This window comes from Streptomyces wuyuanensis, from assembly GCF_900103455.1.
Taxonomy (GTDB): Bacteria; Actinomycetota; Actinomycetes; order Streptomycetales; family Streptomycetaceae; genus Streptomyces; species Streptomyces wuyuanensis.
On the sequence record NZ_FNHI01000024.1, the window covers coordinates 31,853 to 46,026 of the forward strand.

At 72.5% G+C, this 14,174-nt stretch carries 11 protein-coding genes; 9 read left to right on the top strand and 2 right to left on the bottom strand.

Going from position 1 to position 14,174, the window contains the following annotated elements; translation table 11 throughout:
- The first annotated feature begins 114 nt into the window (after window positions 1-114).
- The 6 genes from BLT82_RS29020 to BLT82_RS29045 all read left to right on the top strand — a co-directional run bounded on the left by BLT82_RS29020 (window position 115) and on the right by BLT82_RS29045 (window position 10,090).
- Window positions 115-1,623 (top strand): leucyl aminopeptidase, encoded by a 1,509-nt coding sequence (locus tag BLT82_RS29020; RefSeq protein ID WP_093660147.1) that lies wholly within the window; start codon window positions 115-117, stop codon window positions 1,621-1,623.
- A gap of 401 nt (window positions 1,624-2,024) precedes the next feature.
- Window positions 2,025-3,413, top strand: coding sequence for a dihydrolipoyl dehydrogenase (gene lpdA / locus BLT82_RS29025; protein ID WP_093660149.1), 1,389 nt, complete (start codon window positions 2,025-2,027; stop codon window positions 3,411-3,413).
- A 95-nt stretch (window positions 3,414-3,508) separates the two neighbouring features.
- A complete protein-coding gene (gene sucB / locus BLT82_RS29030) occupies window positions 3,509-5,308 on the top strand; it encodes a 2-oxoglutarate dehydrogenase, E2 component, dihydrolipoamide succinyltransferase (RefSeq protein WP_093660151.1) in 1,800 nt (599 codons plus the stop codon).
- A gap of 109 nt (window positions 5,309-5,417) precedes the next feature.
- The gene (locus BLT82_RS29035; RefSeq protein ID WP_093660153.1) at window positions 5,418-6,041 is read left to right on the top strand and encodes a GntR family transcriptional regulator; all 624 of its coding nucleotides are present in this window, start codon (window positions 5,418-5,420) and stop codon (window positions 6,039-6,041) included.
- Between the two features lie 240 nt (window positions 6,042-6,281).
- Window positions 6,282-8,966, top strand: coding sequence for a pyruvate dehydrogenase (acetyl-transferring), homodimeric type (gene aceE, locus BLT82_RS29040; RefSeq protein WP_093660155.1), 2,685 nt, complete (start codon window positions 6,282-6,284; stop codon window positions 8,964-8,966).
- A gap of 131 nt (window positions 8,967-9,097) precedes the next feature.
- A complete protein-coding gene (locus BLT82_RS29045) occupies window positions 9,098-10,090 on the top strand; it encodes a helix-turn-helix transcriptional regulator (RefSeq protein WP_093660337.1) in 993 nt (330 codons plus the stop codon).
- Here the strand turns inward: BLT82_RS29045 and BLT82_RS29050 are convergent.
- Window positions 10,081-11,001 carry an SDR family oxidoreductase gene (locus BLT82_RS29050; RefSeq protein WP_093660157.1) on the bottom strand — a complete coding sequence of 307 codons (921 nt, stop codon included), beginning with the start codon at window positions 10,999-11,001 and terminating at the stop codon, window positions 10,081-10,083. The genes BLT82_RS29045 and BLT82_RS29050 overlap by 10 nt on opposite strands.
- A gap of 169 nt (window positions 11,002-11,170) precedes the next feature.
- Here BLT82_RS29050 and BLT82_RS29055 point away from each other — a divergent pair, with 169 nt between their 5' ends.
- The gene (locus BLT82_RS29055; RefSeq protein ID WP_093660159.1) at window positions 11,171-11,689 is read left to right on the top strand and encodes a DUF4240 domain-containing protein; all 519 of its coding nucleotides are present in this window, start codon (window positions 11,171-11,173) and stop codon (window positions 11,687-11,689) included.
- A gap of 180 nt (window positions 11,690-11,869) precedes the next feature.
- Entirely contained in the window at window positions 11,870-12,535 is a 666-nt protein-coding gene (locus BLT82_RS29060; protein ID WP_093660161.1) for a TetR/AcrR family transcriptional regulator, read from the top strand.
- Window positions 12,536-12,558: 23 nt separating this feature from the next.
- On the opposite strand, the gene BLT82_RS29065 is transcribed toward BLT82_RS29060, so the two are convergent.
- On the bottom strand, window positions 12,559-13,086 hold the full coding sequence (locus BLT82_RS29065) for a GNAT family N-acetyltransferase (RefSeq protein WP_093660339.1): 528 nt from the start codon (window positions 13,084-13,086) through the stop codon (window positions 12,559-12,561).
- Between the two features lie 34 nt (window positions 13,087-13,120).
- Between BLT82_RS29065 and BLT82_RS29070 the strand changes: the two genes are divergently transcribed.
- The gene (locus BLT82_RS29070; RefSeq protein WP_093660163.1) at window positions 13,121-14,023 is read left to right on the top strand and encodes a TIGR01777 family oxidoreductase; all 903 of its coding nucleotides are present in this window, start codon (window positions 13,121-13,123) and stop codon (window positions 14,021-14,023) included.
- The last annotated feature ends 151 nt before the right edge of the window (window positions 14,024-14,174 follow it).

Sequence of the window (14,174 nt, forward strand, 5' to 3'; positions counted from 1 at the left end):
ATCGCGGGCGCGCGTAGGCTCGTGACGGCGCTCCGACCGCCCGACTTACGATGCGCCGGGCGGCCGACCCACCTCTTCGGCCCAGGAACTCAACGGAAGCGAGATTTCACCACCGTGACTGCTCTCACTCTCAGCACTGCCGGCGCTGCGACGCTGCGCGCCGACGCGGTCGTCGTCGGCGTCGCCAAGGGCGCCAAGGGCCCGGTCGTCGCGGCCGGCGCCGAGGCCGTGGACACGGCGTTCGACGGGAAGCTCGCCACCGTCCTCGAGACCCTCGGCGCCTCCGGTGCCGAGGGCGAGGTGACCAAGCTGCCGGCGCCGTCGGGACTGAAGGCCCCGGTCGTGATCGCGGTCGGGCTCGGCGCCGCCCCGGAGAAGGACGACGCGTACCCGGCCGAGACGCTGCGCCGCGCCGCCGGTTCCGCGGCCCGCGCGCTGGCCGGCTCCAAGAAGGCCGCGTTCGCGCTGCCTGTCGAGGCCGCCGAGGACGCCCAGGCGATCGCGGAGGGCGCGCTGCTCGGCGCGTACGCCTTCACCGCCTACCAGGACGAGAAGAACGGCAAGAAGCCGCTGGCCGAGGTGGCCCTGCTGGGCGCCAAGCCGCGCGACAAGGCCTTCAAGGCGGCCGCCGAGCGGGCCGTCGCCGTGGCCGAGGAGATGAACCGCGCCCGCGACCTGATCAACACGCCGCCGAACGACCTCTACCCCGAGTCGTTCGCCGCCGTCGCCTCCGCCGCCGGCAAGGAGCACGGCCTCAAGGTGCAGGTCTGGGACGAGAAGGCGCTCGTCAAGGGCGGCTTCGGCGGCATCCTCGGTGTCGGCCAGGGCGCGGCCCACGGCCCGCGCCTGGTGAAGCTGGCCTACACGCACCCGGAGGCGGAGAAGTCCCTCGCCTTCGTCGGCAAGGGCATCACCTACGACTCCGGCGGCATCTCGCTCAAGCCGGCCGGCCACAACGAGACGATGAAGTGCGACATGAGCGGCGCCGCCGCCGTGTTCGCCGCCGTCGTCGCGGCGGCCCGGCTCGGTCTGCGGGTGAACCTCACCGGCTGGCTGGCACTGGCCGAGAACATGCCCTCCGGCACCGCCACCCGCCCCGGCGACGTCCTGCGCATGTACAGCGGCAAGACCGTCGAGGTGCTCAACACCGACGCCGAGGGCCGGCTGGTGCTGGCGGACGCCCTCACCAAGGCGTCGGAGGAGAACCCGGACGCGATCGTGGACGTGGCGACGCTGACCGGAGCGATGGTCCTGGCGCTGGGCCACCGGCGCTTCGGGATCATGTCCAACGACGAGGCCTTCCGCACCTCGGTCCACGAGATCGCCGAGGAGGCCGGCGAGGACTCCTGGCCGATGCCGCTCCCCGCGGACCTGCGCAAGGGCATGGACTCCCCGACCGCCGACATCGCGAACATGGGCGAGCGGATGGGCGGCGGCCTCGTCGCCGGCCTGTTCCTGAAGGAGTTCGTCGGCGAGGGCATCACCTGGGCCCACCTGGACATCGCCGGCCCGGCCTTCCACGAGGGTGCGCCGTTCGGCTACACCCCCAAGGGCGGCACCGGCTCCGCGGTCCGCACCCTGGTCAGGCTGGCCGAGCGCACGGCCGACGGCGACCTGGGCTGACGCCCCCGGCCGTGTCCGACGAATCCCGCCCGGCCCGCCCTGCGGGCGGACGGCGCGCTCGATCGGACACGGCCCGGCACCGGGTTCCGGGGACGCTCCCGGAGCCCGGTGCCCCGGGCAGGTGCCCGGGCTCCGCGGGAATATCGGGCGCCGGCCTTCAGTTCGCCCTCGACGAAATCCGCAGGTTCCTGCGTACGGGCAACAGCCGGGGACAGCCGAACCGCCGTCCCGTATCCCGGCCCCGCGTCCCGCCTTCCGTCGACAAGTGCGAAGATGGGTTCTCGGCAGGACAGGGCCCCCACCACAGGGCCGAAGACAAGCGGCCGAACACCAGCCGCCGCCCGGTAGTCCCCCGCCCTGGGAGACACCGGCGCCCGGCGCACATGCATGGAGGACGTGACGTGGCGAACGACGCCAGCACCGTTTTCGACCTAGTGATCCTCGGCGGTGGCAGCGGTGGTTACGCCGCGGCCCTGCGCGGAGCTCAGCTGGGCCTGGACGTCGCCCTGATCGAGAAGGACAAGGTCGGCGGCACCTGCCTGCACCGCGGATGCATTCCCACCAAGGCCCTGCTGCACGCCGGCGAGATCGCCGACCAGGCCCGCGAGAGCGAGCAGTTCGGCGTCAAGGCCACCTTCGAGGGCATCGACGTCCCGGCCGTGCACAAGTACAAGGACGAGGTGATCTCCGGGCTGTACAAGGGCCTGCAGGGTCTGATCGCCTCCCGCAAGGTCACGTACATCGAGGGCGAGGGCCGGCTGTCGTCCCCCACGTCCGTCGACGTCAACGGCCGCCGGGTCGAGGGCCGCCACGTCCTCCTCGCCACCGGTTCCGTGCCGAAGTCGCTGCCCGGTCTGACGATCGACGGCAACCGGATCATCTCCTCCGACCACGCGCTGGTCCTGGACCGCGTGCCGAAGTCCGCGATCGTCCTGGGCGGCGGCGTCATCGGTGTCGAGTTCGCCTCGGCCTGGAAGTCCTTCGGCACCGACATCACGATCATCGAGGCCCTGAAGCACCTCGTCCCGGTCGAGGACGAGAACAGCTCGAAGCTCCTCGAGCGTGCCTTCCGCAAGCGCGGCATCAAGTTCAACCTCGGCACCTTCTTCGAGAAGGCCGAGTACACCGAGGACGGTGTGCGGGTCACCCTCGCCGACGGCAAGACCTTCGAGGCCGAGGTGCTGCTGGTCGCCGTCGGCCGCGGCCCGGTCTCCCAGGGCCTGGGCTACGAGGAGCAGGGCGTCGCGATGGACCGCGGCTACGTCCTGGTCGACGAGTACATGCGCACGAACGTGCCGACCATCTCGGCCGTCGGCGACCTCGTCCCGACCCTCCAGCTCGCGCACGTCGGCTTCGCCGAGGGCATCCTGGTGGCGGAGCGTCTGGCCGGTCTGAAGACCGTCCCGATCGACTACGACGGTGTGCCGAAGGTGACGTACTGCCACCCCGAGGTCGCCTCCGTGGGCCTGTCCGAGGCCAAGGCCAAGGAGGTCTACGGCGCGGACAAGGTCGTCGCTCTGAAGTACAACCTGGCGGGCAACGGCAAGAGCAAGATCCTGAAGACCGCCGGCGAGATCAAGCTCGTCCAGGTCAAGGACGGTGCCGTCGTCGGCGTCCACATGGTCGGTGACCGTATGGGCGAGCAGGTCGGCGAGGCTCAGCTGATCTACAACTGGGAGGCTCTGCCGGCCGAGGTCGCGCAGCTCATCCACGCGCACCCGACGCAGAACGAGGCGCTCGGCGAGGCCCACCTGGCCCTCGCGGGCAAGCCCCTCCACTCCCACGACTGATCTCGGTCAACGGGCGCGACGACCACTACCGCACTTCCCCCGGCCGGCGCCCAGCGCCGGCCGGGGAGACCCCACCGTAAGGAGCATCCGAAACCATGCCGGTTTCCGTAACCCTCCCGGCGCTCGGCGAGAGTGTCACCGAGGGCACCGTCACCCGCTGGCTGAAGGCCGAGGGCGAGCGCGTCGAGGCCGACGAGCCGCTGCTCGAGGTGTCGACCGACAAGGTCGACACCGAGATCCCCGCACCGGCCTCCGGTGTCCTGGCGTCCATCAAGGTCGCCGAGGACGAGACCGTCGAGGTCGGCGCCGAGCTGGCCGTCATCGACGACGGCACGGGTGCGGCGGCCGCCGCACCTGCGCCCGCCGCCGAGCAGGCCCCGGCCCCCGAGCCGGAGCAGCCCGCCCAGGCCGCCCCCTCCACCGAGCAGGCCGCCCCCGCACCGGCCCCGACCGCCGAGGCCGCCGCCGGTGGCGGCGGTGCCGAGGGCACCGACGTCGTCCTGCCCGCGCTGGGCGAGTCGGTCACCGAGGGCACCGTCACCCGCTGGCTGAAGGAGGTCGGCGAGGAGGTCGCGGAGGACGAGCCCCTGCTCGAGGTCTCCACCGACAAGGTCGACACCGAGATCCCCGCCCCGACCTCCGGTGTGCTGCTGGAGATCGTGGTCGGCGAGGACGAGACCGCCGAGGTCGGCGCGAAGCTCGCCGTCATCGGTGCCCCGGGTGCCGCTCCGGCAGCCCCCGCGGCCGCCGCCCCGGCTCCGGCGCAGCCCGCTCCGGCTCCGGCTCAGCCGGCCGCCCCGGCCTCCGCTCCGGCGCAGCCCGCACCCGCTGCCGCTCCGGCCCCGGCGCAGCCCGCGGCCCCGGCTCCCGCGGCTCCGGCCCCGGCTCCCGCGGCTCCGGCTCCGGCTCCGGCTCAGCCCGCAGCCCCGGCCCCGGCTCCGGCCGCCGCCGCCGCGGCCACGGACGAGGGCGCCTACGTCACGCCGCTGGTCCGCAAGCTCGCGGCCGAGAGCGGTGTGGACCTGGCGTCGGTCAAGGGCACCGGTGTCGGTGGCCGTATCCGCAAGCAGGACGTCGTCGCCGCCGCCGAGGCCGCGAAGGCCGCCGCCGCTGCCCCGGCTCCGGCCGCCGCCGCCCCGGCCGCCAGGAAGGCCCCGGCGCTCGAGGTGTCCCCGCTGCGCGGCCAGACCGTCAAGATGACCCGCATGCGCAAGGTCATCGGCGACAACATGATGAAGGCGCTGCACGGCCAGGCCCAGCTGTCCTCGGTCGTCGAGGTCGACGTCACCCGGCTGATGAAGCTGCGCGCCAAGGCCAAGGACGGGTTCGCGGCCCGCGAGGGCGTCAAGCTCTCCCCGATGCCGTTCTTCGTCAAGGCGGCGGCCCAGGCGCTGAAGGCCCACCCGGTCGTCAACGCCCGGATCAACGAGGACGAGGGCACCATCACCTACTTCGACTCGGAGAACATCGGCATCGCCGTGGACTCCGAGAAGGGCCTGATGACCCCGGTCATCAAGGGTGCGGGCGACCTCAACCTGGCCGGTATCGCGAAGGCCACCGCCGACCTGGCGGGCAAGGTCCGCGGCAACAAGATCACGCCGGACGAGCTGGCCGGTGCGACCTTCACGATCAGCAACACCGGTTCGCGCGGTGCGCTGTTCGACACGATCATCGTGCCGCCGAACCAGGTCGCGATCCTGGGCATCGGCGCCACGGTGAAGCGTCCGGCCGTCATCGAGACCGCCGAGGGCACCGTCATCGGCGTCCGGGACATGACGTACCTGACGCTCTCCTACGACCACCGTCTGGTGGACGGCGCTGACGCCGCCCGCTACCTGACCGCGGTCAAGGCGATCCTGGAGGCCGGTGAGTTCGAGGTCGAGCTCGGCCTCTGAGCGCCTCGGCTGTAACCAGCCTCACCAGCGGCGGCCCCGCCCGGGAGTACTTCCGGGCGGGGCCGCCGCCGTATTGTCTAGGGGTCTTCTCTTCTTGAAGGAGCGGTTCATGACCATGCCCGTCGTCCACTCGCTGCGCGATCAGATCCGCGAGCACATCGTGGAGGGCATCGTCAGCGGCCGCTGGAAGCCGGGCGAGCGGATCGTGGAGCGCCGGATCGCCACGGAGCTGGCCGTGAGCCAGACGCCCGTACGGGAGGCCCTGCGCGAGCTGGAGTCCCTGCGGCTGATCGAGTCGGCGCCCAACAAGGGCGTGCGGGTGCGCAACCTCACCGCGGCCGACCTGGAGGAGAGCTACCCGGTCCGGGCCGGACTGGAGCAGATCGCCGCCGAGCTGGCGGCCGAGCGGCTGGCCGCCGACTGCTCGGCGCTGGAACCGCACGTCGCGGCGCTGTACGAGGCGGACCGCGCCGCGGACGGGACGGCGCAGGTGCGGCACACGGTGGCGTTCCACCGGGAACTGGTGAAGGCCGCCGGCAACGGGGTGCTGCTGCACACCTGGGAGGGCCTCGGGATCGAGGTCTTCACCGCGCTGTCCATCCGGTGGCTGGGCACGAAGCAGAAGTCGTACGCGGAGGAGCACGAGGAGCTGGTGGAGGCGTTCCGCCGACGCGATCCGCAGATCGGCGCGCTCGTCAAGGCCCACGTCCTGGGCTGCGCGCCCCGCGCATAGCGGCGCGCGCGGGGGACGCACCGCGGACATGCCCCACCCGGGCGCATCACACCGGCACCCGGTGCCCCATTTCGCGGCACCCTGTGCCGACTTTCTCGATCTGAAGAAGTTTTTCGCTCAACGCTTTGATCGATCATCGATCGTCGGCTTACAGTTCACCACGGACTCACCAGTCCGCCCGGCCCCGTCCTGCCAGACAAGGCCCCTCTCCACCCCTCCTCCTCTCCGGAAGGCGGTGTCATGACCGACCCCGTTGCCATGCTTCCGAGCGAGCTCGACCAGCTCCCGGACCGTGACACCGAGGAGACCGCCGAATGGGCGGCCTCCCTCGACGCCGTCACCAAGGCCGCCGGCCCCCATCGCGCCGCGTACCTGATGCGTCGCACGCTCCAGCACGCCGAGGGCGTCGAGGGGCTCGATCTGCCGAAGCTCCTGGAGACGGACTACGTCAACACCATCCCCACCGCCGCCGAGCCCGTCCCGGCCGGCGACGAGGAGATGGAGCGCCGGATCACCGCCTGGAACCGGTGGAACGCCGCCGCGATGGTCACCCGCGGCGCCAAGCACGGCGTCGGCGGCCACATCGCCACCTTCGCCTCCGCCGCCTGGCTCTACGAGACCGGCTTCAACCACTTCTTCCGCGGGAAGGAGGCGGACGGCTCCGGCGACCAGCTGTACATCCAGGGCCACGCCTCCCCCGGCATCTACGCCCGCGCCTTCCTCGACGGACGCCTCACCGAGGCGCACCTCGACAACTTCCGCCAGGAGGCGGGCGGCAACGGCCTGCCGTCGTACCCGCACCCGCGCCGGCTTCCCTGGCTGTGGGAGTTCCCGACGGTCTCCATGGGCCTCGGCCCGCTGTCGGCGATCTACCAGGCGCGCTTCAACCGCTATCTGACCAACCGCGGCATCAAGGACGTCTCCGCGTCCCACGTCTGGGCGTTCCTCGGCGACGGCGAGATGGACGAGCCCGAGTCGACGGCGGCACTCGCGCTGGCGAGCCGCGAGGGCCTGGACAACCTGACCTTCGTGATCAACTGCAATCTGCAGCGCCTCGACGGCCCGGTCCGCGCCAACTTCAAGATCGTGCAGGAGCTGGAGGCCCAGTTCCGCGGCGCCGGCTGGAACGTCGTGAAGACGCTCTGGGGCAACGCCTGGGACGAGCTGTTCCAGCTCGACACCACGGGCGCCCTGGTCCGCCGGCTGCGCGAGGTCCCGGACGCGCAGGTCCAGACGTACCAGACCCGCGACGCCGCCTACATCCGCGAGGACTTCTTCGGCAAGGACCCCGCGCTCGTCGAGATGGCGAAGCTGCTCAGCGACGACAAGATCCTCGAGTGCTTCCACCTCTCGCGCGGTGGCCACGAGCCGCGCAAGGTGTACGCCGCGTACAAGGCCGCGCTGGAGCACAAGGGCGCCCCGACGGTGATCCTGGCCCAGACGGTCAAGGGCTACACGCTCGGCGAGGGCTTCGCCTCCAAGAACGCCAACCACCAGATGAAGAAGCTGTCGGCGGACGAGTTCAAGGCGATGCGGGACCTGCTCGACCTGCCGATCAAGGACAGCGCCTTCGCGGACGGTCAGGTGCCCTACGGCCACCCGGGTGCGGACTCCCCCGAGGTCCGCTACCTCCAGGAGCGCCGCGCGGCCCTCGGCGGTCCGGCCCCGGCCCGCCGCGTCCACCCGGTCGCCCCGCTGCCCGCGCCCTCCGAGAAGTCCTTCGCCGCCTTCGACAAGGGCTCCGGCAACCAGTCAGTGGCGACGACGATGGCCTTCGTCCGCCTGGTCAAGGACCTGATCCGCGACAAGGAGACCGGCAGGCGCTGGGTGCCGATCGTCCCGGACGAGGCCCGTACCTTCGGCATGGAGTCGCTGTTCCCCTCGCTCGGCATCTACTCGCCGAAGGGCCAGACGTACGAGCCGGTCGACCGCGACCAGCTGATGTACTACCGCGAGGCGAAGAACGGCCAGATCCTCAACGAGGGCATCACCGAGGCCGGCTCGATGGCGGACTTCATCGCCGCGTCGTCGTCGTACTCGACGCACGGCGAGACGATGATCCCGTTCTACATCTTCTACTCGATGTTCGGCTGGCAGCGGACCGCCGACCAGATGTGGCAGCTCGCCGACCAGCTCGGCAAGGGCTTCCTCGTCGGCGCCACGGCCGGCCGTACGACCCTGACCGGCGAGGGCCTTCAGCACGCGGACGGCCACTCGCCGATGATCGCGGCGACGAACCCGGCGGCGCTCACCTACGACCCGGCGTTCGCCTACGAGGTGGCGGCCATCGTCAAGGACGGTCTGCGCCGGATGTTCGGCGAGGCCCGACCGGACGAGGACCCGGACGTCTTCTACTACCTGACGGTCTACAACGAGCCGATGCCGCAGCCCGCGAAGCCGGAGGGCGTCGACGAGGGCATCGTGCGTGGCCTGTACCGCTTCAAGGAGGGCGAGGGCGCGGCGGACGACCCGCGCATCCAGCTGCTCGCCTCGGGAACGGCGATCCACTGGGCGCTGGAGGCACAGCGGCTGCTGGCCGCCGAGTGGAACGTCACGGCGGACGTCTGGTCGGCGACCTCCTGGACGGAGCTGCGGCGCGACGCGCTGGAGGCGGACGAGGCGCTGCTGCGCGGCGAGTCCCGTGTCCCGTACGTGCGCCAGGCGCTGGAGGGCGCCGAGGGCCCGGTCCTCGCGGTGAGCGACTACATGCGGCAGGTGCCGGACCAGATCGCCCAGTGGGTGGAGCAGGACTGGTCGTCGCTGGGAGCGGACGGCTTCGGCCTGTCGGACACCCGTGAGGCGGCGCGCCGTCACTTCGGTGTCGACGCCCAGTCGATCGTGGTCGCGGCGCTGGCGCAGCTCGCGCGGCGCGGCGAGGTCCCCGCGTCCGCGGTGAAGGAAGCCCGCGAGCGCTACGGCTTCTGAGCCCCGGGCCGTCCGCGGACGCCCCCGCAGCCCCTCGGGCCGTGGGGGCGTCCGCGTGTTCCCGCCGGACGCTCCGGGGCCGTCACGCGGCGCCCACCGCCCCGCGCGCACGAGCCGCGACAATGGCCACCATGCGCGCTGCCCGGCTCATCAAGATGGTTCTGCTGCTCCAGTCCCGGCCCTCCATGACCGCCGCCGAGCTCGCCCGGGAGCTGGAGGTCTCCGAGCGGACCGTCACCCGGGACGCGCTCGCGCTGTCGGAGGCGGGAGTGCCGGTGTACGCGGACCGGGGAAGGGCCGGCGGCTACCGGCTCGTCGGCGGTTACCGGACCCGGCTGACCGGGCTCGCCAGGAGCGAGGCCGAGGCGCTGTTCCTGTCCGGGGTGCCCGGGGCGCTGCGCGAGATGGGGCTGGAGGACGCGGCCTCGGCCGCGCGGCTCAAGGTTTCCGCCGCACTGCTCCCGTCGCTGCGCGACGCCTCGGACTCCGCGGCGCAGCGGTTCCACCTGGACGCGCCCGGCTGGTACCAGGAGCCGGAGACCCCGGACCTGCTGCCGGTCGTCGCCGAGGCCGTGTGGGACGACCGCGTGGTGGCCGCCCGATACCGGGACGCCGAGCGGCGGCTGGAACCGTACGGCCTCGTGCTGAAGGCCGGGGTCTGGTACCTGTGCGCCCTCGCCGACGGCACGTCGTTCCGGGTCTACCGCATCGACCGGTTCACGGCCGTCTCCCTGACCGCCGAGCGTTTCGAGCGGGACGCGTCCTTCGACCTGCCGGCCTTCTGGGAGGAGCGCGCCGCGCAGTTCGCCCGCTCGATCCTGCGGGCCGAGGTGGTGCTGCGGCTGTCCCCGGAAGCGGCCCACCGGCTGCCCCACGTCACGGACCGGGCGGCGGCCCGGGAGGCGCTGGAGGCGGCGGGCCCGGCGGACGAGCGGGGGTGGCGCACGATCACGCTGCCGGTGGAGTCCGAGGCGGTCGCGTTCACCCAGCTCCTGTCGCTCGGCGCGGAGTTGGAGGTGCTGCGGCCGGACGGCCTCCGCGAGAGGTTCGCGGAGACCGCGGCCCGTATGCACGCCCGCTACGGAGGCCCGGCGGCCGGCACCGGCCGCGCCCCTCAGCGGTAGTCGTCCGCCGACCCCTCCTTGCCGCCGTACACGACCTCCTCGAAGTACGCCCAGGCGTCCGGCCTGCTCCCGTCGGTGTCCGTGAAGCCGTACTCCTTGGCCAGCTGCCCGCTGGAGAGGGACCGGCCGTTCCAGCGCGCCCGGTCCGGATCGGCGGCCAGGGCGGCGACCGCGCGGCCTACGTACGCCGGCGACTCGGCGATGGCGAAGTGGGGTTGGCCCTCGACCGCGTCCCGCCAGTTGTCCTCGCGGACACCGAAGGCCTCCAGCATCTGCTCGGAGCGCAGATACCCCGGCGTCACGCACACCGCCGTGCAGCCGGTGTCCTTCAGGTCCTCGCCGAGGGTGAACGCCATCCGGATCGGGGCGTTCTTGGCGAGGTCGTAGTAGAAGTTCTCGCGGAAGCGGCGGTTGGTCTCCGCCGTGCCGTCGGTGACCTCGACGACCAGCCCGCCGGGCCGGCGCACGAGCAGGGGCAGGGCGCAGCTGCTGGTGATGATGTGGCTGCGGACGCCCAGCTCCAGCATGCGCAGTCCGCGGTCGAGGTCGGTGTCCCACATCTTGGTGTCCCAGACGACGAGGTGCTCGCCGCCCCACACGTCGTTGACGAGGACGTCCAGCCGGCCCTGCTCCTCGTCGATGCGGGCCACGAGCGCGCGCACCCGGTCCACGTCGAGGTGGTCGGTGGGGACCGCGATGCCCCGGCCGCCCGCGGCGGTGACCAGTTCCGCCGTCTCCTCGATGGTCTCGGCCGCCCGGCCGACCTCGCTGACGCGCTCCCTGGTGGTACGTCCGGTCACATAGACGGTGGCGCCCGCCGCGCCCAGTTGTACGGCGATGGCCCGCCCGGCGCCCCGTGTCGCGCCCGCGACGAGCGCGATCTTCCCCTGCAGTGCTGTTTCGGTCGTCATGCCGTGACGCTCGCACGGAAATCCGACATCCTCTGTCCGCATTTCCCGGTCACTCTCAGGTCACCCTCCGGCCGGGGTCGCGGCCGGCGTCGCGGCCGCCCTGCCGAAAGGCAGCAATTCGGTCGCTCCACGTGCGCGGTCACCCGCGAGCCCCGATGCTTGTCCCGTGATGGACGAGACGGAGTTCTGGGAGATCATCGACAGCACGCGCGAGGCCGCCGAGGGCGACCCCGAGGACCACGCCGACCTGCTCGTCGAACGGCTGCTGCAAATCGACCCCGACTCCGTCCTCGACTTCGCGCGGCACTTCGAGGCCCGCTACAACCGCGCGTACCAATGGGATCTGTGGGGCGCGGCCACCGTGCTGCTCGGCGGGGCGAGCGACGACGCGTTCGACTACTTCCGCTGCTGGCTGATCGGTCAGGGCCGGGAGGTCTTCGAGGGCGCGGTGCACGCCCCGGACTCCCTCGCGGAGCTCCTCGACGACTTCGACGAGGAGATCGACGGCGACGGCGAGGAGCTGGGGTACGCGGCCGACGAGGCGTACGAGCAGCTCACCGGAACGGCCGCACCCGATCTGGGGATCGCGGCGCAGCCCGCGGAGCCGGAGGGCACTCCGTTCGACCTCGAGAACGACCGTGTGCTCGCCGAGCGGTTCCCGGCGCTGTGGGAGCGCTTCGGGTCGTAGGCCCGCCCGGAACGCACGCCCGCGCACGGGCCCGCGTGCGCACGGGCACGGACACGGACACGGACCACGATTCCCCCCTGGGTGCACGGACGGAGTACGTACGGTGCACGGACGGGTGATGCGTACGGCCCTGACGTACGGTCAGGCCCGTCGGCCGGTGGCGAGCGTACGCTTCGTCCGGTGAACACCACGCCGCCGTCACCGCGCCGGCCGCTGACCGAACGCCGCAAGGCCGCGACCCGGCTCGAGATCGCCCGCGCCGCCGCGGAACTGTTCACCGAACGCGGCCCTGACGACACGTCGGCCGAGGACGTCGCGGACCGCGCCGGGGTGGCCCTGCGGACGTTCTACCGGTACTTCCGCAACAAGCAGGAAGCCGTCGGGCCGTTGCTGGCCGTGGGCGCCGAACGCTGGCTGGCGCTCCTCGCGGCCGCGGCTCCGGGCACTTCGCTCCCCGAGACGCTGGAACGGACCCTCGCCGAGGCGCTCGCGGTCCCGGAGGACGGAACGGCCGTGGGGATGCACCGTACGCGTGCGCTGCTGCGCGCGGTGGTACGGGATCCCGCGCTGCGGCCGGTCTGGTACCGGGTCAACCAGGAGTCGGAGGAGCGGCTGGTCCCGGTGCTCGCCATGCTGGCCGGGCCGGACGCCGGCCCGCTGGAGGCACGGCTCGCCGCGGCGGTCGCCGCGGACGCGCTGCGGATCGGGATGGAGGTCTGGGCCGAGTCCGAACCTCCGCCCGGGACTGCCGGCGCCGGGTCACCGGCGGAACCTGCCGTGCGGTGTCTGCGGGAACTGTCGGGCGGGCTGCGGCCGTTGGCGCCCACGATGCGGCTCACCCGCTGAGCGGGCTTCCCCGAGCACGTCGGTCACCCGCCGAGCGAGCGCCCCATGAGCACGTCGTCGACGTACCTGCCGGCCAGGAAGAACTCGCCGGGCAGTACTCCCTCGACGGCGTAGCCCTCGGACTCGTACAGCCGGCGGGCCGGGGTGTTGTGCCCGAGCACCCGCAGGGTGAGGCGGATCGCGCCCTGCCGGCGTGCGGCGTCACCCGCCGCGCGCAGCAATGCCCGCGCGACTCCCTGTCCGCGTGCCCAGTCGGCCACCGCGAGCCCCTGGATCTGGCGCACGTGCTGGTTGCAGGAGAGCGGTGTGGGGGCGCAGAGCCGGAGGTATCCGGCGATTCTTCCGTCACCGATCGCGCCTTGGGTCACGGGCTCGGCGACCAGGTGCTGCTCCGGCGGGTGGGTCTCGTCGAAGAAGGGCCGGTACGGCGGCAGCGGGCGCGGCTGCACGGCGTGCAGCGTCGACCAGGTGGCGCGGTCGAGCTCGGCGAGCGCGTCGTCGTCGGATCTCTCTGCCGGACGTATGACGAACGGCGTGCCGGGTTCGGACATGGCGGTCACTCTGTCATGGGGCAGGATGTGACGCATGCGTATTGCTGTGACGGGCGCGAGCGGTCTGATCGGTTCGGCCCTGGTGCGTTCCCTGCGGGCCGGAGGCCCAGGTGGAGGGCACGAGGTGGTACGGCTCGTCAGGCGGGCGCCTGCGGCCGCCGACGAGGTCCGCTGGGATCCCGCGCGGCAGTACGTGGACGCCGCGGGCCTCATCGGCTGCGAGGCGGTCGTCCACCTCGCGGGCGCCGGGGTGGGCGAGCGGCGCTGGAGCGAGGCGTACAAGAAGGAGATCCGGGACAGCCGGGTGCTCGGCACGGCCGCGCTCGCGGAGGCGCTGGCCTCGCTGGAGGAGCCGCCGCGGGTGCTGGTGTGCGGCTCGGCGATCGGGTACTACGGCGACACGGGCGACCGCGCGGTCGACGAGAGCTCACCTCCCGGCACGGGCTTCCTCCCCGGTGTCTGCGAGGAGTGGGAGGCCGCGGCGGCACCGGCCGAGGAGGCGGGCGTGCGGGTGGCGTTCGCCCGCACGGGGCTGGTGGTGGCGCGTGAGGGCGGCGCGTGGGGCAGGCTCTTCCCCCTGTTCCGCGCGGGTCTGGGCGGGCGGCTGGGCAGCGGAAGCCAGTACTGGAGCTTCATCTCGCTCCAAGACGAGGTCGCGGCGCTGCGCCACATCGTCGACACGGACACCCTCTCGGGCCCGGTCAATCTGACGGCCCCGGATCCGCTCACCAATCGCGAGGTGACGGCGGCGATGGGCCGGGTGCTCCACCGTCCGACCCTGTTCACGGTGCCGCCGATCGCCCTGCGGGTGTTTCTCGGCGAGTTCGCGGAGGACGTCCTGGGCAGCCAGCGGGTCCTGCCGCGGAAGCTCCTCGAATCCGGGTTCGTCTTCTCCCACCCGTCCGTCGACGCGGCGATCCGCGCGGCGCTCGCCTGACGCGGCACGTGCGGGGCCTGCCGGCCCGCGAACGGTTCACCGGCCCGCCTCCTTCCGTGGACCGTTGCGTACGCCGCGGGCGCGGCGAGACCGACGGAGGCTGCCGGCAGGCGCAGGCGCAGACGCTGCCCCGGCGGGCCGCTTCGCGCCC